At 67.0% G+C, this 21,755-nt stretch carries 28 protein-coding genes; 16 read left to right on the forward strand and 12 right to left on the reverse strand.

All coding sequences use genetic code 11. The features are described 5' to 3' along the window. Positions 1–24: 24 nt before the first annotated feature. A complete protein-coding gene (locus tag U743_RS18430) occupies positions 25–654 on the reverse strand; it encodes a Crp/Fnr family transcriptional regulator (protein ID WP_052368359.1) in 630 nt (209 codons plus the stop codon). A 110-nt stretch (positions 655–764) separates the two neighbouring features. On the opposite strand from U743_RS18430, the gene U743_RS17560 reads away from it, so the two are divergent. The 5 genes from U743_RS17560 (at position 765) to U743_RS17580 (ending at position 3,452) form a co-directional block, all read left to right on the forward strand. Next, a complete protein-coding gene (locus U743_RS17560; RefSeq protein WP_043772706.1) occupies positions 765–1,169 on the forward strand; it encodes a GFA family protein in 405 nt (134 codons plus the stop codon). Between the two features lie 68 nt (positions 1,170–1,237). Further along, positions 1,238–1,597: a YciI family protein gene (locus tag U743_RS17565; protein ID WP_043770308.1), complete on the forward strand. Its 360-nt coding sequence runs from the start codon at positions 1,238–1,240 to the stop codon at positions 1,595–1,597. 138 nt (positions 1,598–1,735) lie between these two features. Continuing rightward, positions 1,736–2,524: a DUF899 domain-containing protein gene (locus U743_RS17570; RefSeq protein WP_043770311.1), complete on the forward strand. Its 789-nt coding sequence runs from the start codon at positions 1,736–1,738 to the stop codon at positions 2,522–2,524. A gap of 80 nt (positions 2,525–2,604) precedes the next feature. Continuing rightward, entirely contained in the window at positions 2,605–2,952 is a 348-nt protein-coding gene (locus U743_RS17575; protein WP_043770314.1) for a YciI family protein, read from the forward strand. Between the two features lie 20 nt (positions 2,953–2,972). Continuing rightward, on the forward strand, positions 2,973–3,452 hold the full coding sequence (locus U743_RS17580) for a VOC family protein (protein WP_043770317.1): 480 nt from the start codon (positions 2,973–2,975) through the stop codon (positions 3,450–3,452). 242 nt (positions 3,453–3,694) lie between these two features. Here the strand turns inward: U743_RS17580 and U743_RS19365 are convergent, their stop codons facing one another. The 5 genes from U743_RS19365 to U743_RS17605 all read right to left on the reverse strand — a co-directional run bounded on the left by U743_RS19365 (position 3,695) and on the right by U743_RS17605 (position 5,442). After that, positions 3,695–3,832 (reverse strand): hypothetical protein, encoded by a 138-nt coding sequence (locus U743_RS19365; protein WP_198022107.1) that lies wholly within the window; start codon positions 3,830–3,832, stop codon positions 3,695–3,697. Further along, on the reverse strand, positions 3,829–4,053 hold the full coding sequence (locus tag U743_RS17590; protein WP_043770320.1) for an addiction module protein: 225 nt from the start codon (positions 4,051–4,053) through the stop codon (positions 3,829–3,831). The genes U743_RS19365 and U743_RS17590 overlap by 4 nt, the downstream gene beginning before the upstream one ends. An 88-nt stretch (positions 4,054–4,141) precedes the next feature. Beyond that, complete coding sequence (locus U743_RS17595) at positions 4,142–4,537, reverse strand: VOC family protein (protein WP_043770323.1); 396 nt, start codon at positions 4,535–4,537, stop codon at positions 4,142–4,144. Continuing rightward, entirely contained in the window at positions 4,534–5,088 is a 555-nt protein-coding gene (locus U743_RS17600) for an SRPBCC family protein (protein WP_043770327.1), read from the reverse strand. Before U743_RS17600 ends, U743_RS17595 begins: the two co-directional genes overlap by 4 nt. A gap of 21 nt (positions 5,089–5,109) precedes the next feature. Further along, the gene (locus U743_RS17605) at positions 5,110–5,442 is read right to left on the reverse strand and encodes an ArsR/SmtB family transcription factor (protein WP_043770330.1); all 333 of its coding nucleotides are present in this window, start codon (positions 5,440–5,442) and stop codon (positions 5,110–5,112) included. A 155-nt stretch (positions 5,443–5,597) separates the two neighbouring features. On the opposite strand from U743_RS17605, the gene U743_RS17610 reads away from it, so the two are divergent. The 5 genes from U743_RS17610 to U743_RS17630 all read left to right on the forward strand — a co-directional run bounded on the left by U743_RS17610 (position 5,598) and on the right by U743_RS17630 (position 8,783). Further along, positions 5,598–6,005, forward strand: coding sequence for a VOC family protein (locus tag U743_RS17610; protein ID WP_043770333.1), 408 nt, complete (start codon positions 5,598–5,600; stop codon positions 6,003–6,005). A 12-nt stretch (positions 6,006–6,017) separates the two neighbouring features. Beyond that, complete coding sequence (locus tag U743_RS17615) at positions 6,018–6,377, forward strand: DUF1428 domain-containing protein (RefSeq protein WP_043770336.1); 360 nt, start codon at positions 6,018–6,020, stop codon at positions 6,375–6,377. 22 nt (positions 6,378–6,399) lie between these two features. After that, positions 6,400–6,819 carry a VOC family protein gene (locus U743_RS17620; protein ID WP_043770341.1) on the forward strand — a complete coding sequence of 140 codons (420 nt, stop codon included), beginning with the start codon at positions 6,400–6,402 and terminating at the stop codon, positions 6,817–6,819. Continuing rightward, entirely contained in the window at positions 6,816–7,400 is a 585-nt protein-coding gene (locus U743_RS17625; RefSeq protein WP_043770344.1) for a YceI family protein, read from the forward strand. The genes U743_RS17620 and U743_RS17625 overlap by 4 nt, the downstream gene beginning before the upstream one ends. Before the next feature lie 129 nt (positions 7,401–7,529). Next, positions 7,530–8,783, forward strand: a complete 1,254-nt coding sequence (locus tag U743_RS17630) for an RNA polymerase sigma factor (RefSeq protein WP_043770347.1) — start codon at positions 7,530–7,532, stop codon at positions 8,781–8,783. 2 nt (positions 8,784–8,785) lie between these two features. Here the strand turns inward: U743_RS17630 and U743_RS17635 are convergent, their stop codons facing one another. Both U743_RS17635 and U743_RS17640 read right to left on the reverse strand, forming a co-directional pair. Continuing rightward, entirely contained in the window at positions 8,786–9,406 is a 621-nt protein-coding gene (locus U743_RS17635; RefSeq protein ID WP_043770350.1) for a carbonic anhydrase, read from the reverse strand. Positions 9,407–9,487: 81 nt separating this feature from the next. After that, positions 9,488–11,536: a hypothetical protein gene (locus U743_RS17640; protein ID WP_156966500.1), complete on the reverse strand. Its 2,049-nt coding sequence runs from the start codon at positions 11,534–11,536 to the stop codon at positions 9,488–9,490. A gap of 165 nt (positions 11,537–11,701) precedes the next feature. Here U743_RS17640 and trkA point away from each other — a divergent pair, with 165 nt between their 5' ends. From trkA to U743_RS17670, 6 genes are all read left to right on the forward strand, one after another. Further along, positions 11,702–13,078 (forward strand): Trk system potassium transporter TrkA, encoded by a 1,377-nt coding sequence (gene trkA, locus U743_RS17645; RefSeq protein ID WP_043770355.1) that lies wholly within the window; start codon positions 11,702–11,704, stop codon positions 13,076–13,078. Beyond that, positions 13,078–14,550 carry a TrkH family potassium uptake protein gene (locus tag U743_RS17650; RefSeq protein ID WP_043770358.1) on the forward strand — a complete coding sequence of 491 codons (1,473 nt, stop codon included), beginning with the start codon at positions 13,078–13,080 and terminating at the stop codon, positions 14,548–14,550. The genes trkA and U743_RS17650 overlap by 1 nt, the downstream gene beginning before the upstream one ends. Before the next feature lie 69 nt (positions 14,551–14,619). Further along, positions 14,620–16,341 (forward strand): potassium/proton antiporter, encoded by a 1,722-nt coding sequence (locus tag U743_RS17655; protein ID WP_052368360.1) that lies wholly within the window; start codon positions 14,620–14,622, stop codon positions 16,339–16,341. A gap of 68 nt (positions 16,342–16,409) precedes the next feature. Beyond that, positions 16,410–17,348, forward strand: coding sequence for a homoserine kinase (locus U743_RS17660; protein WP_043770361.1), 939 nt, complete (start codon positions 16,410–16,412; stop codon positions 17,346–17,348). Beyond that, on the forward strand, positions 17,345–17,908 hold the full coding sequence (locus U743_RS17665) for a TRAP transporter small permease subunit (protein WP_052368361.1): 564 nt from the start codon (positions 17,345–17,347) through the stop codon (positions 17,906–17,908). The genes U743_RS17660 and U743_RS17665 overlap by 4 nt, the downstream gene beginning before the upstream one ends. Then, positions 17,908–19,272 (forward strand): TRAP transporter large permease, encoded by a 1,365-nt coding sequence (locus U743_RS17670; protein WP_043770364.1) that lies wholly within the window; start codon positions 17,908–17,910, stop codon positions 19,270–19,272. The genes U743_RS17665 and U743_RS17670 overlap by 1 nt, the downstream gene beginning before the upstream one ends. Here the strand turns inward: U743_RS17670 and U743_RS17675 are convergent. The 4 genes from U743_RS17675 to U743_RS17690 form a co-directional block, all read right to left on the reverse strand. After that, positions 19,269–19,691 carry a PaaI family thioesterase gene (locus U743_RS17675; protein ID WP_043770367.1) on the reverse strand — a complete coding sequence of 141 codons (423 nt, stop codon included), beginning with the start codon at positions 19,689–19,691 and terminating at the stop codon, positions 19,269–19,271. The genes U743_RS17670 and U743_RS17675 overlap by 4 nt on opposite strands. Next, complete coding sequence (locus U743_RS17680; RefSeq protein ID WP_043770370.1) at positions 19,676–20,428, reverse strand: TSUP family transporter; 753 nt, start codon at positions 20,426–20,428, stop codon at positions 19,676–19,678. The genes U743_RS17675 and U743_RS17680 overlap by 16 nt, the downstream gene beginning before the upstream one ends. Positions 20,429–20,436: 8 nt before the next feature. After that, positions 20,437–21,168 carry a hypothetical protein gene (locus tag U743_RS17685; RefSeq protein WP_156966273.1) on the reverse strand — a complete coding sequence of 244 codons (732 nt, stop codon included), beginning with the start codon at positions 21,166–21,168 and terminating at the stop codon, positions 20,437–20,439. Between the two features lie 68 nt (positions 21,169–21,236). After that, the gene (locus U743_RS17690) at positions 21,237–21,749 is read right to left on the reverse strand and encodes a hypothetical protein (protein WP_043770374.1); all 513 of its coding nucleotides are present in this window, start codon (positions 21,747–21,749) and stop codon (positions 21,237–21,239) included. Positions 21,750–21,755: the final 6 nt, after the last annotated feature.

The raw sequence follows: 21,755 nt of genomic DNA on the forward strand, positions 1-21,755 counted from the left end.
CTCCTTGCAATGCGCCTCGGTCGGTCAGCCTGCCTCCGGCGGCGCCGGCCCGCCTTGATATTTCTCAAGATCGGCCTTCACGCGGCTCAGCGACTCCGGGGTGATGCCCAGATAGGAAGCCACCTGATAGGCCGGCGTGCCGGCGATGATCTCCGGCTCCATGTGCGCGAGGAAGAAGGCGTAGCGCTGGGCGGCGCTGCGCGACTGCAGCATGCGCAGTCGGCGTTGCAGCGCTAGAAAGTGACGCTCCGCCAGCTTGCGCTGCATGGTTTCGGCGAGCAGGCCCGGCTGCTCGCGGCAGAAGGCGCGGAAGCGCACGCGATAGCCTTCCACGGCCGTCATGGCCTGCAGGCTCTCGTCGGCCGGCGTCTGTGTCAGATAGCTGTTGTAGGGCATGGCGGCCGCCGGTGCCGACAGCAGACGCAGATTCACTTCGCGGTCGTCGTGCAGGTAGTAGCTGCGCACCAGCCCGTCGCGGAGCAGCACCAGCTCGTCGACGGTGTCGCCGATCTGGAAGAAATGCTCGCCGCGCTCGTAGCGGCACGGCCGCAGGTGGCGCAACAGCGGCGCCGCAACCTGCTCGTCCACAGCCACCCACTGACCGAGATAGGCCGCCAGCTGCGCGGCAGTGGGTTGCGCGGTGGTTGTGTTCATGCGCGCACGATAGCCGGCGGCGACAGTGCCAGCCAGAATCCGGTGCGCGCGGTGTCGAAATGGGTCGACGCGCTTCGACCAGTATGGAGACCTGGAACAAGGGGGAACCCATGCAGAAGACCTATCACGGCAGCTGCCATTGCGGCGCCGTCCGATTCGCTGCCGACCTCGATCTCGAGGCCGGTTCCTTTCGCTGCAACTGCTCGATCTGCAGCAAGGCGCGCAGCTGGCTCGCGCCGTTAGCAGCCGATGCCCTTCGTGTGCTGGAGGGCGAGGAGCAGCTCAGCGTTTACCAATTCGGCGCGCATCGCATTCGGCACCTGTTCTGCCCGCGCTGCGGTGTCCGGCCCTTCGGGCGGGCTGCGGATCCGGCCACCGGCGCCGATATGGCGGTGGTGAATCTGGCCTGCCTCGACGACGTCAGCGACGCCGAGCTGGCGGCGACGCCCATCGCCTATCTCAACGGGCGCGATGACGATTTCCAGTCGCCGCCGGCCGAGACCCGGTACCTCTAGCGCCCGATGTCGAATCCGGGTGGCGCCGTACGACCAGATGGCAGGACACCGAATTCCCGGAGACGGTCATGAAATATCTCTGCCTGGTCTACACCGCTGAAGCTGCGGAGCATGCGGCGCCGGACGCGCCTCACGACGACGAGTGCGCCGCCAACCTCGATGCGCTGAAGGCGAGCGGGCATTTGCTGCTCGGGCAGCCGCTGCAGCCGGTATGCACGGCGACCACCGTGCGCAAGCGCGACGGCCGCGTCTCGGTCACCGACGGTCCCTTTGCCGAGACCAAGGAGCAGCTCGCCGGCTTCATTCTCATCGAAGCGCGCGATCTCAATGACGCCATCCAGGTGGCCGCGCGCATTCCGACGGCGCGCACAGGCAGCATCGAGGTGCGGCCGGTGCGCCAGCTGATGGCCGGGACGGCGGCGGCCTGAGCATGTGTCCGGCCTGTCTTGCCTCACTCGCCGTCTGGGGCGGCGTGGTCTCGGCCGGTGGCGCGGGTGCGTTGCTCGCTGTCCGGCTGCGTCGCCGCCAAGTCCTTCCCCGTACGAGCAAGCTGCAGGAGAAGCATCATGAGCAAGAAGGTTGAACCGTCGCGCGTCGTTTCGCGCGAGGTCTGGCTGGTCGAGCGTCGCCGCCTGCTGGAAGAGGAGCGCGCCCTGACCCACGAGCGCGATCGCCTGCGCGAGCGCCGGCAGCAGCTGCCCTGGGTGCGCGTCGACAAGGAGTATCGCTTCGAGGCGCCGGACGGCCCGTGTCAGCTGGAGGATCTCTTCGCCGGGCGCAGCCAGCTGCTGATCAAGCACTTCATGTTCGGTCCGGGCTGGCGCGAGGGCTGCGTCGGCTGTTCCTTCGAGGCCGATCACATCGTGCCGGCGATGACGCATCTGCAGCATCACGATGTGGCCTTCGCGATGGTCTCGCGCGCCCCCATCGCGGAGATCGAGGCCTTCCGGCGACGCATGGGCTGGCCCTGTGCCTGGGTGTCCTCGGCCGGCAGCGACTTCAACTACGACTACCACGTCTCCTTCACGCCGGAGGAACTCGCCGCCGGCGAGGGCTACTACAACTATCGCCGCGAGCCGATTCCGGTCGAGGAGCTTTCCGGCTTGAGCGTCTTCCATCGTGCCGACGACGGCGCCATCTTCCATACCTATTCGACCTATGGGCGGGGCGGCGAGGAAGTGCTGGGCAGCTACATGATTCTGGACATGATGCCCAAGGGGCGGAATGAGACGGGTCCCAACTGCAACCTGACGGACTGGGTGCACCATCACGACCGCTACGCGGACGACGGCTATGTCGACGGCACCGGTCGCTATCGCGCCGCCGGCGCGGAAAGCTGCTGCGCTGGCGAATGAGCGCGGCACGAACGCGGAGTTGCATCGGGTACGCACGGGCCGACTAGGATTGCGCTACCGACAAGCGAAGGAGAGCTTTCATGAAATACCTCTGTCTGGTCTACGCCGAAGAGGACAAGCTGCACAGTCAGCCGGACAGCCCCGAGGACGCCGAGTGCCAGGCCTATGCCGATAGCCTGGCGACCAAGGGGCAGCTGCTCGACGGTCGGCCGCTGGAGTCCGTGACCACGGCCGTGACGGTTCGCAAGCGTAGCGGTCAGGTTTCGGTCACCGACGGTCCCTTCGCGGAAACCAAGGAGCAGCTCACCGGCTTCTACCTGGTCGAGGCCGCCGATCTCGACGAGGCCATCGCCATCGCCGGGGATATTCCGCCGGGGCGCGTGGGCAGCATCGAGGTACGGCCGGTGCGCGAGCTGCAGGTGTCCTGACCACGCCGCGGAGCCCGCTCATGCAGTTGCAGAAGATCACGCCCTTCATCTGGTTCGACGGCTGCGCCGAGGAGGCGGCGAAGTTCTATGTCGCGGTCTTTCCCGATGCGGAGATTCTGCAGGTCGCGCGCTACACCGAGGCAGGCCGCGAGCAGCACGGCCAGGTGCCGGGAACGGCCATGACGGTGGATTTCACGCTGGCCGGGCAGCGCTTCACCGCGCTCAACGGCGGGCCGCATTTCCCGCTGAGCCCTGCCATCTCCTTCGTCGTGCACTGCGAGGATCAGGCAGAGATCGATCGCTACTGGACGGCGCTGAGCGAAGGCGGCGACCCGGCTGCGCAGCGATGCGGCTGGCTGGCCGACCGCTTCGGGCTGTCCTGGCAGATCGTGCCGCGGCAGCTGCCCGAGCTGATGCGCGACCCGGCGCGCGCCGAGCGCGTCATGGCCGCGATGATGCCGATGCGCAAGCTGGATGTTGCGGTGCTGGAGCAGGCCTGAGCGTCTTCTTCCGCAGCGATGCGGCAGATACGCGTGGTTGGGAGGGGGCTCACTGACGCCTGAAGCCGACTCGATTGCCCCCGAGGTCAGCTTCGGTTCTGTCCGTGCGCCGGGTCGCGGTGCTGGTGGCGGAGCACAAGAACGCGCAGCTCGGGGCGCAACGATCGATAGATGATCGAGTAGGGAAAGCCGTGCAAGGGAAAAGCGCGACGCCCGTCCTTCGTTGGCGTCCCGAGCTAGGGTTATTCGACGAGCAACGCGGCTACACGTTCGAACTCGTCGAGAAAGCGCTTGGCGACGCCGCTGCCAGCTTCGCGTTGATGAAAGGCGACGGCGTCGGCGAGCTCCGTGTCTGCCGCCGGGTGCAGCCGGTAGCTCAATCCAGTTGCTGCCGCAGGCGAGCGATGGTAGCGGCCCCCGTCATCGGAGCGACCGAGCCCGTGTCCAGCTCCGCATCTCGCTCCGCGGCGACGCGGTCCCAGGCCTCGTCGCGCGCCTTGTCGACATCCAGGCTGGCCACAACCCGGTCGAGCAACCGCGCGCGCTCTGCTGTGGGCAGGCGGAGCAGCTCGGCTTCCAGTGCTTCGATGGGTCGAGACATGTGTGCAAGGTATCCCAGTGATGGTGATCGTCTAGAAATGGGTGCTTGCTGGATTGCTCGGCCTTTTTTGCCGTCGCGGCAGCGAACCCTAAGCCAGATTGAGCTGCCAGGAGACGCCGAAGCGGTCATCGAGCCAGCCGAACTTGCGGCTGAAACCGTAGTCGTCCAGCGGCATCAGCTCGCGGCCGCCTTCGGCGAGCTGTTGGTAGGCGCTGTCCAGCGCCGCCTCGCTGTCGAAGTCGACGAATAGCGACAGCGCGGGCGTGAAACCGAAGGCGTGCGTCACCGGTGAGTCGATGGCGATGAAGTCGCGGCCGGCCAGACGGATGTCGGCGCGCTGGACGCTGCCCTCGGCGCCCTGTTCGCCGGGGCCGTAGCGGGTGATGTGGCGGATCTCGGCGTCCTCGAAGATCGCGACGTAGAAGCGGATGGCTGGTTCGGCATCGCCGCTGAACATCAGAAAGGGGGTGATCGTCTGGCTCACGGAGTCGCTCCGGTGCTCGGCAGGCGCTGGGCGTAGTCGGCCTCGAAGTGGTCGTGGACGCTCCAAAAGGGCTGCGGGTCGCGGTCTTCCAGGCGGTCGATGAGGATACCCAGATGCGTGTGCCAGCCGGCCGCGACGCTGAGCAGGGTTTCGCGCGTCTCCTCCAGTCGACGGTGGGTGAGCAGCAGCGACACCTGATCGCCCTTGGGTGTCAGCTCAAAGCAGACCTCGGAGGCCTCGCCGCCGCTCTCGTTCCAGGTGAAGGCCAGCAGCCGTGGCGGATCGATGTGGGTGATGCGCCCGCTGAAGCCGGCGCCGTCGGCCATGTCCGCATAGCGTTCGGGGATCGGCTCGGCCACCGGCGATAGCTCGGCGTGCAGGAAGCGCAGCTCGACGTGCCCGCCTTGCCGGAGCTCCATCTCGCCGCGCGCCAGCCACAGGCCACGCTTCTCGGAGTCGGTCAGATAGGCCCAGACGCGTTCGATCGGGCCCGGCAGCAGGCGCCGGAAGACGATCGTACCGGGCTCGGTGAAGGTGCCGTAGTCATTCATGCGGGTCTCCTCGGGTCGGGTTCAGTCGGTGTTGTCGCGCAGGGCTTGCTCCAGCGCATCCAGGCGCCGGCTCCAGAAGCTTTCGTAGCGCTCCAGCCAGGCGTGGGCTTCGGCCATCGCTTCGGCCTCCAGCCGGACGCGGTGCGTGCGGCCCTCGACACGACGCTGCACGAGGCCGGCGGCCTCCAGCGTGCGGATGTGCTTGGAGACCGCCGCCAGCGACATGGCGCAGGGCGCGGCCAGCTCGCCGACGCTGTGCGTACCTTCGCGCAGGCGCTCGAGGATTTCCCGGCGCGTCGGGTCGGCCAGAGCGTGGAAGAGCTTGTCGAGATGGGCGGGGTTTTGTTCAACCATTAAGTTGAATATAAAGACCGCGCCACCTATAGTCAACCATTAGGTTGAACGATTGTCCGCGGCGACTGTCGATTGCGCATCGCGGCGTACGACTACCAGGGCAAGCCGCTCATCCCGGGCGGCTGTCGACCACGTAGCACCGGGAGCGTCAAAGCATGCGAATGAATCCCTACCTCCACTTCGGCGGTGATTGCGCCGAGGCCTTCGCCTTCTACGAGCGCAACCTGGGCGCGCGCGTCGCGGCGATGATGCGCTTCCGGGATGGCCCGGCCGCCGATCAGGTTGGCCCCGAGATGCAGGACAAGATCATGCACGCCGAGCTAGAGCTGGCCGGCGGCGTGTTGATGGGCACGGACGGTGAGGGTTGCGGGCAGCCCGTGGCGCGCGTGACGGGTGTTCATCTTGTGCTGAATGTGGCTGAGCCGAGCGAGGCCGAGCGGCTCTTCGCTTTGCTCGCCGAGGGCGGAACGGTCGAGATGCCGATCGAGGAAACCTTCTGGGCCAAGCGCTTCGGCACCGTAGTCGACCGCTTTGGCGTGCCCTGGATGATCAACACCGACTAGAGAGGAACAACGATGAGCAAATATGTTGATGGTTTCGTGGTGCCGGTACCCAAGGCCAATGTAGAGGCCTATCGCGAGATGGCGCAGACCGCTGGCGATATATGGCGTGAATACGGTGCGCTGGAATACGTCGAGTGCGTTGCCGACGACGTCAAGCCGGGCGAGGTGACCTCCTTCCCGCAGAGCGTGTTGCTGAAGGAGGAAGAGGTCGTGGTCTTCGCCTGGATTACCTACGCGTCGCGTGAGGAGCGCGATCGCATCAACGAACAGGTCATGAAGGATCCGCGTATCGCCGGTATGGATATGCAGGCCATGCCCTTTGACGGCAAGCGCATGTTCTGGGGCGGTTTCCGCGCCATTGTCGAGCTTTAGCAACTTCAACAGGAGTCGATCCATGCCCCGAAAGATTTTCGTCAATCTGCCCGTCGCCGATCTCGACCGCTCGCGCGCCTTCTTCGAGGCGCTGGGTTTCGGCTTCGACGATCGCTTCTGCGACGGCACTGCTGCATGTCTGGCGCTGGCCGACGACATCAACGTCATGCTGCTTGGCCACGACAAGTTCGCGAGCTTCACGCCCTCGCCGGTGGCCGACGCCAATCAGGTTACCGAGGTGCTGCTCGCCATCTCCGCCGATAGCCGCGCCGAGGTGGACACGCTCATCAGCCGGGCAGAGGCCGCCGGCGGCGCTGCCATTCGCGACGAGGACCACGGCTGGATGGTGGGCCGCGCCTTCCGCGATCTCGACGGGCACATCTGGGAAGTCGTCTGGATGGACCCGTCCGCGCTGCCGGTACAGGGCGAGGTCGCGGCATGAGTTCAGGCCAGGCATGGCTCGTGGGGCTGCTTTTGCTGGCGCTGCTACCTGCTGCAGTGAGCGCCGAGCCCGCGCGCTACGAGATTGATCCGACGCACACCTTCCCGAGCATCGCCTTCGACCACATAGGGCTGTCGACCTGGCGCGGCAAATTCACCGAGACCGAGGGCGAGATATTCCTCGACCGCGAGGCGCAAACGGGCCGCGTCACGATCCGCATCGATCCGGCCAGCATCGCCTTCGGGCTGGGCACCATGGACGAAGCGGCGCGTTCGGCGGACTGGTTCGATGTGGCGCGCTATCCCGAGGCACGCTACGAGGGCGAGATCGTCTTTGCCGACGGCGCTCCGGCGAAGGTGGACGGACAGCTGACCTTCCGCGATGTCACGCGTGCGGTGCCGCTGACCATCATCCGCTTCAAGTGCATGCCGCACCCGGCGCTGGAGGTCGAGGTCTGCGGCGCCGATGCCGAAGGCACGCTCAACTGGTCGGAATACGGGATGACCCACAGCGGCTATGGCAGGGGCGAGGCGGGACGCACGCAGCTGCGCATCCAGGTGGAGGCGCTGAAGCGGCAGTGAGGCTGTGGCTGTTGCGAAGTTGCCTGTCGCGGGTAGCATGCGCAGCAGGTACCCGCCAGGGAGGGGCGGGATGAGTGCTTTGCTATTGCTTTTTGCGGGGGCTCGGCGCGTCACCTTCGGGAGGTGTCCGTGAGCCCGGCACCGCAGCAGGTCATCCGCCAGCGCGCCGAGGCCATCTATCGCGCCGAATCGCGCCGCGTGCTGGCCACGCTCATCCGCCTGCTGGGCGACTTCGAGTTGGCCGAGGAGGCGCTGCAGGATGCTTTCACGGCGGCCATGGCGCAATGGCCGCAGGAAGGCCTGCCCCGGAGTCCGCGTGCCTGGCTGGTGTCGGCAGGGCGCTTCCGCGCCATCGACACGATCCGCCGGCGCGCGCGCTTCGACGCGGCCGCCCAGCGTATCGCCGAGCAGATCGACACCGTTGCGCAGCCGGCGGATGTCGACGATGACGACGCCATCGGAGACGATCGGTTGCGGCTGATCTTCACCTGTTGCCATCCGGCGTTGTCGCGCGACGCCCGTATCGCGCTGACGCTGCGCACGGTCTGCGATCTGACCACCGAAGCCATCGCCAGCGCCTTCCTCAGCCCCGTGTCGACCGTGGCGCAGCGCATCGTGCGCGCCAAGGCCAAGATCCGCGACGCCGCCATTCCCTACGTCGTGCCCGGGCCGGACGAGCTGCCCGAGCGGCTGGACAGCGTGCTGCAGGTCGTCTATCTGGTCTTCAACGAGGGCTACGCCGCTAGTGAAGGCGATACCCACACGCGTGGCGATCTCAGCTCTGAGGCCATCCGCCTCGGTCGGTTGCTCGTCGAGCTGATGCCCGATGCGGAAGTCCTTGGTCTGCTGGCGCTGATGCTGCTGCAGGACGCGCGTCACGCCGCACGCGAGAACGACGACGGCGAGCCCGTGCCCCTCGACGAGCAGGACCGCAGTCTCTGGGATCAGGAGCAGATCGCCGAGGGCGCGGCGCTGGTACATCGGGCGCTGTCGACACAGCGCTTCGGTCCCTACGCGCTGCAGGCGGCCATCGCCGCCGTGCATGCCGAGGCGCCCAGCCCAGCCGATACCGACTGGCAGGAGATCGTCGGTCTCTATGATGTGCTGCTGCGCATCGATCCGTCGCCGGTGGTGGCGCTCAATCGGGCCGCTGCCGTCGCCACGCGCGACGGGCCCGCTGCCGGCCTGGCGTTGATCGAGGCGCTGCTCGACGCCGGCGAGCTGGCCGACTATGCCCCGGCGCATATCGCGCGGGCCGAACTGTGCCGGCGGCTGGAGCGCGTCGAGCCGGCGCATGCGGCCTATGAGCGCGCGCTGGCGCTGACCGGCCAGGCCGCGCAGAAGAGGCTGCTGGAGCGCCGTCTGCGCGAGCTGGGCAGCTGAGCTCAGTCGGCGTCGTCCAGAAAGTGCACGCGCCCGCTGGCCAGGTCGTACTCGGCGCCGACGATCTTCAGTCCATCCTCCAGGATGAGCTGCTCCAGGATCTCCGAGCCCTTGCGGATCTGCGCCACCGAATGGTGGATGTTGGCGCGCACAGCTTCGGGGACGATGGTGTCGGTGTGGCTGTGGCCGCATCCTTCCACGACCGGCGCTACGGCCGGCCGCACCCGCTCGACGATGGCGCGCAGGTTCGGCGACTGCTCGCCGGCAGGGCGCAGCAGCTCCTCGACTGTGGCGGTGACGGCGCCACATTCGGTGTGGCCGAGCACGACCACCAGCCGCGTGCCGAAGCGCGAGGCCGCGAACTCGATGCTGCCGATGCCCGAGGGCGCGACGATATTGCCGGCCACGCGGATGACGAAGAGGTCACCCAGGCCCTGGTCGAAGACCAGCTCGGCGGGCACGCGCGCGTCCGCACAGCCGAGGACGATGGCCATGGGGTTTTGCTCGCGCGGCAGCGTGACCGGTGCGATCTCGCGCGATACCGATGCTGCGCTCTCGATGCGCTCGACAAAGCGCGCGTTGCCTGCCCGCAGGCGTGACAGGGCCTCTTCGGCTGAGCTCATGCGTTTCGCTCCGCGTCGCTGGACGCGGCTCCCTTCTTGCGTGGATGAGCCCACAGCTTAGCGGTAGAAAGCGTGTTGCGGTCAGCCCTGCGAGGTCAGCGACGTTCCCTCTGGTGTTGCGGGCTCTTCTTCGCCGAGAAGGTCGCAGGTTGCGGGTGGCAGGCCGAGCTGGCGGCAGACATCGCCCAGCGGCGTAGTCGGGTCAAGCAGGGCGCAGAAGCCGTCGGGACCGCCTGCTTCGCGGCACTGGTCCATCAGCCCCTGCTGCAGGAAGTCCAGCTGCATGACCAGGCTGTTGATGAGGCAGTCCTCTGCGGCCGGATCGTCGAAGCAGGCCGTGAAGGCGGGCGGTAGGGCTTCGAGGTCACCGGGCGCGACGTCGAACAGCGGCGCGTAGGCCTGCAGTCGCAGCAGCGGTGCAGTCAGCGGCCCCAGCGAGACGAACTCCTCGTAGTTCGTGAAGGGCAGGAAGAGACCCGTGCCGCCGCCGGTGTCGAGGTAGTTGAACTCATCGGCGGGAATGATGTACCCGAAGCTGTTGTGTGTGAGGCCCAGCAGCATCATCGGGCTGCCGTCCCCCAGCGCACGGATCGAGCGCCCGTAGGTGTTGGTGGTCTCGCCGGGAATGGTGACGATGTCCAGCGCCGCGTTTCCGCTGCCCAGCCGGATGCGAGACACCGGCGTCGGCGCCACCGGCGCGATCTGCGGCAATGTCGTGAAGGCCCCACTGACAAAGGGGATCTGTTCCAGTGGCAGCCCTGTGAAATTGTAGTAGCGGTTGAAGGCGCCGGCGGCCGCCGCTGCGATGAAGAGCGGGTTGGTCACCGGCAGGATGGCTTGCTGCTGGCGGAATTCCAGCCCCGGCGCCAGCGGGTTGCCGTCGCCAAAGCCCAGCGCGTGCTCGGCCATGGCGCCACCACGGGCGCGCACACGTTCGTAGGGTGTGGCGTCCTCCGGGGCATCGCCGCCGCGGGCAGATGCATCGGCGATGGGGCCGTTGTAGAAGACGGCGACGCCGCCGTCCGCCTCCAGCCGGTCGACCGCGCCCAGGATGTAGTCGGGGTGCGGTGTGCGCGGATCCTCGTTGATGCTGGTGGGGTGGGCGTTGAACTGCAGTAGGCGACCGATCGGCCGCCCCGAACGGCGGTCGCGCGCTTCCAACAGGCTCATGAGTGGGTCGGCTTCGTCGGCGGGGTCGACCTGCGGTCGCCGGTAGCTGTTGAAGGCCGTGGCCTCGCCCTGGCGCAGCGTGAGTTCGACCTCGCGCAGGGCGCCCAGCGCGTCGGCTACGACGCCGACGGCCTCGGGATAGAGGACGTTCTCGATCCAGTCCTGCGGCACGCCGCCCCATAGGCCCTGCAGATCGGCACCGGCGTGGCTGTGCGTGGAGCCGAAGAGGATCTGAGCGGCGTCGACGCCGGTTGCTTCGGCGATGCGTCGGCTTATCTCGCCGCTAACGATATTCCCGGCGCCCACCGCGTCGACGGTCAGGAAGACGACGATTGTGCCGCCTTCGCTAAGCACGAAGCTGCGCAGCCACGTGTGTTCGTCGTCGTCCGCGCGGTTGTGGTGGAAGCGCTGGTCAGCGGGAATCGTGAGAGTGTCGGAGAGCTGATCGAGCGGCGCCGGGAAATTCTGCGTGGGGTCGATGCCGAAGCCGCCGAGGTTGAAGCGCTGCGTCTTGGGTGCGATCAGCAGGCGCTCTTCCTCGACGCCTTCGATGTGCCTGCTTGCCGGCGTGATGCGGCGCTTCGAGGCGGCGGCGCAGCGCGCGCCCTCGGCGCAGGCCGCGTCGGGACGGGGCTGGACGAGAATGCCGGTCTGGTCGCCCTCGGCGCGATAGCGCAGTTCGGTGGCAACGGCCACATCGGGAGCGACGAGCACGTCGCCGGCCAGCGCCATGGCCGGTCCGCGCTGCTGCCGCCAGGCGCGCGGCGCCGTCTCTTCCTCACCGAGTCCGACGCGTGTGCCAACCGGGACGACGATATGCGCACCTTCGGCGACGCGCAGATCCGCGCCCTCCGGCGGGGTGTCGCCAGTGCCGGCGGGTGGCTTGCTGCCGCCGCAGCCGGCGAGGCCGCACAGGGCGGTGGCCAGCAACGCAGCGGCAGCCGGGTGGCGTAACGGCATCTTGTCTCCTCGCAGGCGCAGTGGGTGCGCTCTTGTTGTGTCGAGCCGACCAGATTAGCCGCGCGGTCACCGGGGAACCATCGTATAAATTGCGCAGCCGCAAAGGCAGCCGACGCCGGGCGCGGGGCGTATCATGCCGGGCTAGTACAGCGAAGTGACGCCGCTTTGAAGATCATCATCCTCGGCGCTGGACAGGTCGGAGCCTCACTGGCGGACAATCTGGCCGGCGAACAGAATGACGTGACTGTGGTCGACACCAACGAGGCGTTGCTCAACGAGCTGCGCGATCGCCTCGACCTGCGCATCGTCCACGGTCACGCCTCCTTTCCGCAGGTGCTGCGCGACGCTGGCGGTGCCGACGCGGACATGATCATCGCCGTGACCGAGTCGGACGAGGTCAATATGGTGGCGTGCCGCATCGCTGCCAATCTCTTCAATACGCCGACGAAGATTGCGCGTGTGCGCTCCGACGAATACTTGCGCCCCGTCGACAATCTTTTTGATCACAGCAGCTTCCCGATGGAGATGCACATCTCCCCGGCGCAGTTGGTTACCGATTCCATCCGGCGGCTGATCGAGTATCCGGGTGCGCTGCAGGTGGTGGACTTCGCCGACGGTCGCGTGCGGCTCATCGGCCTGCGCGCCTACTACGGCGGGCCACTGGTGGGGCGCCAGCTCAAGGAGCTGCCGCAGCATCTGCCCGGCCTCGATGCGCGCGTGGCTGCGATCTATCGCCGCGGGCGGCCGCTGCTGCCCGAGGGTGACACTATCCTTGAGGCCGAGGATGAGGTCTTCTTCATCGCCGCGGTGGAGGTCGCACCCAAGATCATGGCCGAGCTGCGGCGCGTCGATCGGCCGGTGCGTCGCGTCATGCTGGCCGGCGGCGGCAACATCGGCCTGAAGCTGGCGCAGGCGCTGGAAGGCCACGCCCAGGTCAAGATCATCGAGCGCGATCGCAACCGCGCGCGCATGCTCTCCGAGCGGCTCGACCGCGGCATCGTGCTCTGCGGCGACGCTGCAGATGAAGACTTGCTGGTGGAGGAGAACATCGAGGACATGGATGTCTTCTGCGCCATCACCAACGATGACGAGGCCAACATCCTGTCGGCGATGCTCGCCAAGCGTCTGGGTGCGCACAAGGCCTTGTCGTTGATCAACCGGCTCTCCTATATCGACCTGGTCGAGGGCGGCATCATCGACATCGCCATTTCGCCTCAGCAGGCCACCGTCTCGGCGGTGCTGGCGCACGTCCGGCGCGGCGACGTCGCGCGCGTGCACAGCCTGCGTCGCGGCGCGGCCGAGGCCATCGAGGCCGTAGCGCACGGCGACCGCGAGAATTCACGGGTGGTGGGGCGTCGGCTCGAGGAGATCGATCTGCCGCCGGGCACCACCATCGGTGCCATTGTGCGCGGCGATCAGGTGATCATCGCCCACCGCAACGTCGTCATCCAGGGCGGTGACCATGTCGTGCTCTTCATCGTCAACCGCAAATACACGCGCGCGGTGGAAGAGCTCTTCAACGTGCCGCCGACCTTTCTCTGATGCGACTGCCGCAGCTGAGACACCGCTACGCGACCGTCCAGCGCGTCGTGGGTCTGCTGCTGATGATTTTCTCGGTGACAATGTTGCCGCCGGCGTTGGTGGATCTGATCTATCGCGAGGCGGTGGCGCTGGCCTTCGTCACCGGCTTCTTCATTACCCTGGGCACCGGTGCGCTGCTTTGGGTGCCGGTCCGCAGCTACCGCCGTGAGCTGAAGATCCGGGAGGGCTTCCTGGTCGTCGTGCTCTTCTGGACGGTGCTCAGTCTCTTCGCTGCGATCCCCATGTATCTGGCATTGACGCCGCGGCTGGGGCTGGCGCAGGCTGCCTTCGAGGCTGTCTCGGGGCTCACCACGACCGGCGCGACGGTTCTCACCGGCCTGGACGGGCTGCCGCAGGGTGTCCTCTATTACCGCCAGCAGCTGCAGTGGCTGGGTGGCATGGGAATCATTGTTCTTGCCGTGGCCATCCTGCCGCTGCTGGGCGTCGGCGGCATGCAGATCTACCGCGCCGAGGTGCCGGGGCCGGTCAAGGACAACAAGCTCACGCCGCGTATTCGCGAAACCGCGCGTGTGCTCTGGCAGATCTATCTGAGCCTGACGGTAGCCTGCGGGCTGGCCTACTGGCTGGCCGGCATGAGCGTTTTCGACGCCATAAGCCACGCTTTCTCGACGGTCTCGACCGCCGGATTCTCCACCCACGATGCGAGTATGGGGTACTTCGACAGCACGCTGATCGAGATGATCTGCGTCGTCTTCATGATCGCCGGCGGTGTCAACTTCGGCCTTCATTTCGCGATGCTGCGCGAGAAACACCCGATCGCTTACTGGCGCGATGCCGAGTTCCGCACCTTTCTCGCGCTGTTGGGGGGTATCAGCCTTCTAGTCACCTTGGTGCTGTGGGTTTCGGGGACCTACGGCTACGGGCTCTCTGCCTTGGCCCACGCCCTCTTCCAGGTGGTATCCATTGGCACGACCTCGGGCTTCACTACTGCTGACTACACGAGTTGGCCGCTGATCCTGCCGCCGTTGTTGCTCTTCGCCAGCTTCATTGGCGGCTCGGCGGCCTCGACGACCGGCGGCATGAAGGTCGTGCGCGTAATGCTGCTCTTCAAGCAGGGCATCCGCGAGGTCGTGCGCATGATTCACCCCAATGCCGAGCTGCCCATCAAGATCGGGCACCGCACCGTGCCCGACCGTGTCGTGCAGGCGGTGTGGGGTTTCTTCTCGGTCTACGCCGGCTTCTACCTGATCATCTTCTTCCTGATGCTCGCCTCGGGGCTGGATGTCGTCACGGCCTTCTCGGCGGTGGCAGCGACGCTCAATAACCTGGGTCCCGGGCTCGGCGAGGTCTCGAGCAACTTCGGGGTGGTCAACGATTTCGGCCTGTGGGTAGGCATCTTCGCGATGCTGCTTGGTCGTCTGGAAATCTTTCCGCTGCTGGTCATCCTCACGCCGTACTTCTGGCGACGCTAGCCGACCGCCCGGCGGTCGCGAGCCGGTATACTGCAACGCTGTATCGCAGCTTCTTTCGAGCCCGGCCTCGTGGTGACCGATCCCGCCATTCTCAGCATCCTGATCGTCGCCTCGCTGGTGGTGATCAGTATCTTCAGCAGCGTGCTCTCCTTCCGGATGGGCGCGCCGCTGTTGCTGGTATTCCTCGGCGTCGGTCTGCTCGCGGGCCAGGACGGTATCGGCGGAATCAACTTCAACGACCCCGATATCGCTTACTGGGTTGGCAGCCTGGCACTGGCGGTCATCCTCTTCGACAGTGGCTTCGCGACCTCATGGCGCGCTTACCGCAAGGCGGCGGCGCCGGCGCTGACGCTGGCGACGCTGGGCACGGTACTGACGGCGTTGCTGGTGGCGGGCGCGGCCTGGCTGCTGCTGCCCATCGACTGGCCGATGGCCTTGCTGCTCGGCGCCTGCCTGTCGTCCACGGACGCGGCGGCGGTCTTCTTCCTGTTGCGCACCGGCGGCGTGCGTATCAGGGAGCGCGTGCGCTCGACGCTGGAGATCGAATCCGGCACCAACGATCCGGTGGCGATCTTCATGGTGCTCGGTTTTCTCGCCCTGATCGCCGGCGACCGCGAAGGCATCAGCGGCATGCTGCTGACGCTGGTGCAGCAGTTCGGCTTCGGTGCGCTGCTGGGCGTGGGCGGTGGTCTGGCGATGGTGCGGCTGGTGAATTCGCTGGATATCGAGACCGCGCTCTACCCCATCGCCGTGCTCGGGATGGCGCTCTTCCTCTTTGCCTCCACCACGATGGTTGGGGGCAGTGGTTTCCTGGCGGTGTATCTGGCCGGGCTCGTGGCCGGCAACCAGCACCTCAAGGGTCGGTACTCGATGCGTCGTTTCCAGGCCGGGCTGACCTGGCTGGCGCAGATCCTGATGTTCGTCACGCTCGGGCTGTTCGCGGTGCCTTCGACTTTTCTCGATGTGCTGCTGCCGGCGATAGGGTTAGCGTTGTTGCTGACGCTGGTGGCGCGACCGATGGCGGTGGCGGTTTGCCTGGCGCCGCAGCGCTTCTCCTTGCAGGAATCCGTCTTCGTCTCGTGGGTGGGCCTGCGCGGTGCGGTCAGCATTCTGCTCGCCATCCTGCCGCTGCGCGTCGGTCTGGAGGATGGTCAGCTGCTCTTCAACGTCGTTTTCCTGGTGGTGGTCTTCTCGCTGCTGCTGCAGGGCTGGACGGTGAAGCTGGCCGCGCAGCGGCTGAAGCTGATCGAGACCGCGCAGGGCGGCATGATCGATCGCATCGAGCTGGAGCTGCCCGGCCGCGCCGCGCACGAGCTGGTCGGCTATCGCCTGGCAGCCAACAGCCCGGCGCTGCGCGCTACGCGTATTCCGCGTTGGGCGCGACCGTCGCTCATCCTGCGTGACGGCGAGAGCCAGCGGCCGCATCAGGCCGGGCAGCTGCGCGCCGGCGATACGGTCTATCTCTTCTGCGCGGAACGGCATCTGCGCCTGCTCGATCGCATCTATACGGCGGTGGATACTGTGGATGCGCGCGACTTTCTGGGGGATTTCTCGCTGCCGCCGGATGCTTCGGTGGATTCCATCGCCAAGCGCTTCGACATCAGCCTGCCGCAGGATATGCGTGGCAAGACGCTGCGCGAGGTCTTCACCGAGCGACTGCGCGGTGGGCTGGAGCTGGGCGACCGCGTACCGCTGGGGCCCTTCGAATTGATCGTGCGCGATATCAGCGCCGAGGGCGTGGTCGAGGAAGTCGGTCTGCTGCTCGATGACCCCGACATCGTGCGGCGTTAGCGGCCCATAAAGCCGGCCGCGGCGCCTTTGGTGTATTTTGTGGCGCCCCAGAGCACGCGATCGCGCGCATGTCCGTCTTCACCAAGGTTTCGCACCAGGCGCTGCGTGCCTTCCTCGCGGAGTATCCGCTGGGGGCACTGATCGGCTATCAGGGTATCGGCGAGGGGGTGGAGAACACCAACTACTTCGTCGACACCGAGGACGGACGCTTCGTGCTCACCGTCTTCGAGCGCCTCGACCACGACGATCTGCCCTTCTTCCTGGGGCTGATGGCGCACTGCGCGGATCGCGGCGTGCCCGCGCCGCGACCGCTGCATGGCAACGACGGTGATCTGCTGCGCGAACTCTGTGGCAAGCCGGCAGCGCTGGTGCAACGCCTGGAGGGTGCCAGCGCGCTGAACCCGAACCCGGCTCAGTGCCGCGCCGCCGGCGAGGCACTGGCACATCTGCACAGCAGCGCGCGCTCCTTCGGCATACACGCCGACAACACGCGTGGGCCGGACTGGCGCGCCGACACCGCTGCGCAGGTGCGGCCGAAGCTGGATGCCGACTCTGCCGCGCTGCTTGACGCGGCGCTGGCCGCCGACCACGCGGTGGGCTGGGGGGCGTTGCCGCAGGGAGTGATCCACGCCGATCTCTTCCGCGACAACGTGCTCTTCGTCGGCGATCAGGTCAGCGGCATCATCGACTTCTACTACGCCTGTGTTGACGCCTTGCTCTTCGACGTCGCGGTGACCGTCAACGACTGGTGCTTCGAACAGGACGGGCGCTTGAATCGCGCGCGCTATCACGCGCTCACCGAAGCCTACTGTGCCCAGCGCGAGCCGAGCCGCGACGAGCGCGCGGTCTGGCGCCAAGCGCTGATCGCCGCCGCGCTGCGCTTCTGGATCTCGCGGCTCTACGACTGGTATTTCCCGCGCGACGGCGATCTGGTGCATATCAAGGAGCCTGGCCCCTACGCGCGCATCCTGCGCTACCACCTGGACTCGGAGGCGCTGCCGTTGTGAGCCGCCGTGCCGGCGAGGGCGGGCTGCGCCGGGGGCTGCTCGCCGCCGCTCGCACCGTGCGCACGGCCAATCGCGGCGTTGCCGCGGCCATGGGTGGCTTAGCCATCGCCATGGTGGTGGTTTTCCTCGCCGTGGTGATCCTGCGTTACGGCTTCGGTATCGGCCTGATCTGGCTGCAGGAGAGTGCGCAGTACCTGCACGCGGCCATCTTCCTGCTAGCCGCCGCCGGCGCCATCGTTGCCGACGCGCATGTGCGCGTCGACGTGTTCCGCGCGCGCGTGGCACCGGCGACACAGCGACGTATCGAAATCGCCGGGCACCTGCTGCTGCTGCTGCCCTTCGCGGCCTTCCTGCTGTGGGCGACCATCCCCTATGTGGCGGAATCCTGGCGCATCGGTGAGACCTCGGTGGAATCCTCCGGCCTGCCCTTCGTCTATCTACTGAAGACATTGATGCCCGTTGCCGCGGCGCAGCTCGGCCTGCAGGCGCTGGCTTCGGCGGCATTGCTAGGCCTCGGCGGTGAGTCGCTGGCCGCCCCGCATCACGACGAGGCGCTGTGATGGCCGGTATCGCGATCGTCATGTTCGTCGTCGTCTGCACCGTGCTGCTGCTGGGCTATCCGGTGGCCTTCACGCTGGCGGGCGTGGCGCTGTGGTTCGCGCTGCTGGGCATCGGTATTGGTGCGTTCGAGTCCGCTCAGCTGCTGGATATCGCCAGCCGCGTCTACGGGACCATGAGCAATGCCACGCTGATGGCGGTGCCGCTCTTCGTTTTCATGGGCGTCATGCTGGAACGCAGCCGGCTGGCCGAGGATCTTCTGCAGACCATGGGCGCGCTCTTCGGTCGGCTGCGCGGTGGCCTGCTGGCCTCGGTGGTGGTGGTGGGCGCGTTGCTGGCGGCGAGCACCGGCATCGTCGGCGCCACCGTCGTCGCCATGGGCTTGATCTCCATGCCCACGCTGCTGGCGCGCGGCGTGGCGCCGCCGCTGGCCAGCGGCGCCATATGCGCGGCCGGCACCCTGGGCCAGATCATTCCACCTTCCATCGTGCTGGTGCTGCTCGGCGATGTGCTGTCCTCGGCCTACCAGCAGGCGCAGCTGCGGCAGGGCATCTGGTCGGTGGAAACGGTCTCGGTGGGCGATCTCTTTGCCGGTGCGTTGATTCCGGGTCTGGTGCTGGTGGCGGTCTATGTGGTCTACGTGCTCGTCGTCTCGCAGCGCGCGCCCTTCGTCGAAGGCGAGACGTCGGAGCGGGAGCCGGGGCCCTCGCTGTGGCGTCTGGGTACGGCGCTGCTGCCGCCGGTGGCGCTCATCGTGCTGGTGCTGGGCGCCATCCTCGGCGGCTACGCCACCGCCACCGAGGCTGCCGGCGTGGGGGCAGGGGGCGCTGTGCTGCTGGCTGCCTTACGCGGCAAGCTGAACGCGCTCGAGCTGCTCGCCACCGCGAAACAGACGGTGACGGTGACGACGATGGTTTTCATGATTCTCGTCGGCGCGTCGATGTTCGCCATGGTCTTCAATGCCTACGGCGGCGACGGGCTGATTCAGGGCGCGCTGCAGGGCCTGCCCGGCGGGCCGATCGCGGCGCTGGTCTGCGTCATGCTGCTGATGTTCCTGCTCGGCTTCGTGCTCGACTTCATCGAAATCGTCTTCGTGGTCGTGCCGATCGTGGCCGTGCCGCTGCTGATGATGGGGCTCGACCCCATCTGGCTGGGCGTGCTGATGGCGATGAATCTGCAGACCAGTTTCCTGACGCCGCCTTTCGGCTTCGCGCTCTTCTATTTACGTGGCGTGGCGCCGCCGGAAGTCGCTACCACCGACATCTATCGCGGCGTCGTGCCCTTCATCGGGTTGCAGGTGGCGGTGCTGCTGCTGGTGGCGCTGGTGCCGGTGCTGGCGACTTGGCTGCCAGGCCTGCTGAGCTAGCTCTTTTGCGGTGGCAGCGCGTAGCTGCCGGTGGCGTGCACGGCCGGCGGATCGCCGTCGGCGCCTACTGTGACGCTCAGTACCGCCAGGCGCCGGCCCAGCTTGATGACTTCGGCGCGCGCGATGATGTCGCGAGCGGCGCAGGCGCGCAGGAAGTGCAGTGTCATGTCCGAGGTCACGGCCATGGGCTGATTGCCGATGTGCGCCAGCACGGCGGCATACATGGCGGTGTCGATGGCCGCGAACAGTGTCGGGCCGGAGACGCGATCGCCGGGCCGCAGCATGCGCGGCGAGTAAGGGATACGGATCGTTGCAAAACCCCCGCCAACCTCGGTGATACGCAGGCCCATGTCCGCGGCCTCCGGCAGGCCTTCGCGGATGATGGTCTCGACCTCGGCTGCGCTTAGAAGGGCATCCATGCGCGCATTATGCCGCCGATGCAGAGTTGAGCCGCCAGCAGCAGGAGTACGATCCGGAAGATGCGTCGGAAGCGTGCTTCCGGCAGTCGCTCGCCCAGACGCGTGCCGGCGACCGTGCCGGCCACTGCGGCCACTGCGGCCACGCACATGGCGATGGTCGTCACGGGATCCAGCAGCAGCGCCCCACCGGTGACGGCGAAGCCCAGAATCTTGAAGGCGTGGCCCAGCGCCTGGGTCGCGGCGATGGTTCCCACCACCCGGGCGCGCGGCCAGTCCGGACGCAGCAGCAGGCGGCCGAGAATGAGCCCGGTGGCGCCGATGAACATGCCGACGCTGCCGTTGAGCAGGCCGGCCCCGGCGTAGGCCGCTGAGCCGGGGGCGCCGGGTGTCTTGTCGGGCGTCCGCGCCGGCAGTAGCGAGTAGAGGATCATCGCACCCAGTCCGAGCTGCACCCAGTGCAGCGGCGCGGACTCGGCCATCGGCGCGAAGAGCAGGGCAGCCGGAAGGCTGGCAGCCGAAAAACTCAGCAAGGCCGGTATATGCACGGCGTGCAGGTAGCGCAGGCTGCGCGTGCCGTTGGCCGTGAGCTGCACGATGGCAAAGAGTGGCACCGCCTGCGCTGGTGGCAGCCCGGCCGCGAAGAGCACGCCCACCAGCAGGGTGCCGCCACCCAGCCCCAGCGCCCCCGAGACGACGGCGGCGATAAAGGCTGTTAGGCAGAAGGCTGCGAGCAGCACCCGCGGTGCTAGAAGCGGTAGCCGATGGAGAAGCCGGCTACGGGATAGAGCTTGAAGTCGTCAAGTCCGGCTTCCAGGTCTGCACGTTCTCTCTCGAGTTCTTCCCGGAAAACCACCGCGCGCGGATCGTTGCCCTCGACGTCGAAGGAGGTTGTGCTGCAGTCCGGGGACGCCACGTCGCACACGCTGCCGGAGCCTTTTGCCTCGGCGCTCGGGCTGCCCTGGAAGAGCACGCCCAACTCCAGCTTGAAGTAGACGCCGTTGTTCTCGGCCTGCGCGGCGTTGCCCCAGCCGACGCCCGCGTAGGGCGCCACGGACTCGAAGTCCAGGCCGGCCGTGAGTTCAAAAGGATTATTGGGGTCGGAACGATAGCTGCGATTGCCCACCTGGAAGCTGTCGTTGCCGGTGGCTTCGCTGGCGAGTAGGTTGATTTCGTTGCCATTGCTGTAGAGGCCGCCGGTGAGATGGAAGCCGCCGCCGAAGATGTGCACGTCGGCGAGCAGCCCTACCGTGCGCAGCTGCAGCTCGCCGTCGTAGTTGATGTCGTCCTCGGTGATGTCGTCGCTGTAGCGGAAGGTGTTGAAGGGCACGCGCAACACCAGTCGGTCGAGCAGCCCGACCGAAAGCTCGGCGCCGGCACCAAGGGTGGAGGCGCGTAAGCCGATACCGGTCTCGGCGGCTGTAGCCACCCCTGGCATCAAGCTAAGCATTCCCAGGCCCGCCAGCCAATTCTTTATCAAGTCACGCTCCGTTTCATCGTTTTGCAACAAGCAGCGCGAAGCTTAGCGGGAAGTGAGGCGGTGAGCCCTCAGCGCAGCGCGGCCGGGTCGGTGATGGCGACGGCGATATCGAAGTCGCGATCGGTAGGAATGCGGGTCAGCGGCGCCCCGGCCCATAGCACGAAGACGCGCCGGCCCTCGGTGTCGCGGTAGGCGCCGGCGGCGTAGCCCGGCGTGCGAATGCGGCCTTCCGCTTCAAGGGCGTCGAAGGCGATGGGCGTGGCTTGCTCCGGATGCAGCTCGTCGAGCGGCAGCTTGATGGAGAAGGCACGGCTGGCGCGCATGTGCATATGTTCGCCATCGTTCCAGGCGCCGTTGCTGCTGATCACCCAGCTGCCGATGGTTGCGGCCATCGCGCCGATGATGCCGAGCGCCAACACGATGCCCCCGCGTATCGCTGGCGGCATCGCCTGCGCGCTGTTGGGCGCGATGCGGCGGTAGGCCAGGGCGATGGCGAGCGGCAGAAAGGCCAGCAGGCAGACCCAGCCGATCTGGCTCCAGCCGGGGGTGACGATGGCGATGGGGATAACGGAATCGGGCATTGGGTC

Origin of the sequence: Algiphilus aromaticivorans DG1253, assembly GCF_000733765.1 — a bacterium.
Lineage (GTDB): Bacteria > Pseudomonadota > Gammaproteobacteria > Nevskiales > Nevskiaceae > Algiphilus > Algiphilus aromaticivorans.

Coding starts and splice junctions, on each gene's coding strand:
- U743_RS17670 (WP_043770364.1), top strand. CDS start 17,908: ATGGCCGGTATCGCGATCGTCATGTTCGTCGTCGTCTGCACCGTGCTG.
- U743_RS17605 (WP_043770330.1), bottom strand. CDS start 5,442: ATGGTTGAACAAAACCCCGCCCATCTCGACAAGCTCTTCCACGCTCTG.
- U743_RS17650 (WP_043770358.1), top strand. CDS start 13,078: ATGCGACTGCCGCAGCTGAGACACCGCTACGCGACCGTCCAGCGCGTC.
- U743_RS17610 (WP_043770333.1), top strand. CDS start 5,598: ATGCGAATGAATCCCTACCTCCACTTCGGCGGTGATTGCGCCGAGGCC.
- U743_RS17615 (WP_043770336.1), top strand. CDS start 6,018: ATGAGCAAATATGTTGATGGTTTCGTGGTGCCGGTACCCAAGGCCAAT.
- U743_RS17640 (WP_156966500.1), bottom strand. CDS start 11,536: ATGCCGTTACGCCACCCGGCTGCCGCTGCGTTGCTGGCCACCGCCCTG.
- U743_RS17625 (WP_043770344.1), top strand. CDS start 6,816: ATGAGTTCAGGCCAGGCATGGCTCGTGGGGCTGCTTTTGCTGGCGCTG.
- U743_RS17690 (WP_043770374.1), bottom strand. CDS start 21,749: ATGCCCGATTCCGTTATCCCCATCGCCATCGTCACCCCCGGCTGGAGC.
- U743_RS17580 (WP_043770317.1), top strand. CDS start 2,973: ATGCAGTTGCAGAAGATCACGCCCTTCATCTGGTTCGACGGCTGCGCC.
- U743_RS17570 (WP_043770311.1), top strand. CDS start 1,736: ATGAGCAAGAAGGTTGAACCGTCGCGCGTCGTTTCGCGCGAGGTCTGG.
- U743_RS17590 (WP_043770320.1), bottom strand. CDS start 4,053: ATGTCTCGACCCATCGAAGCACTGGAAGCCGAGCTGCTCCGCCTGCCC.
- U743_RS17660 (WP_043770361.1), top strand. CDS start 16,410: ATGTCCGTCTTCACCAAGGTTTCGCACCAGGCGCTGCGTGCCTTCCTC.
- U743_RS17565 (WP_043770308.1), top strand. CDS start 1,238: ATGAAATATCTCTGCCTGGTCTACACCGCTGAAGCTGCGGAGCATGCG.
- U743_RS17620 (WP_043770341.1), top strand. CDS start 6,400: ATGCCCCGAAAGATTTTCGTCAATCTGCCCGTCGCCGATCTCGACCGC.
- U743_RS17675 (WP_043770367.1), bottom strand. CDS start 19,691: ATGGATGCCCTTCTAAGCGCAGCCGAGGTCGAGACCATCATCCGCGAA.
- U743_RS17560 (WP_043772706.1), top strand. CDS start 765: ATGCAGAAGACCTATCACGGCAGCTGCCATTGCGGCGCCGTCCGATTC.
- U743_RS18430 (WP_052368359.1), bottom strand. CDS start 654: ATGAACACAACCACCGCGCAACCCACTGCCGCGCAGCTGGCGGCCTAT.
- U743_RS17635 (WP_043770350.1), bottom strand. CDS start 9,406: ATGAGCTCAGCCGAAGAGGCCCTGTCACGCCTGCGGGCAGGCAACGCG.
- U743_RS17600 (WP_043770327.1), bottom strand. CDS start 5,088: ATGAATGACTACGGCACCTTCACCGAGCCCGGTACGATCGTCTTCCGG.
- U743_RS17575 (WP_043770314.1), top strand. CDS start 2,605: ATGAAATACCTCTGTCTGGTCTACGCCGAAGAGGACAAGCTGCACAGT.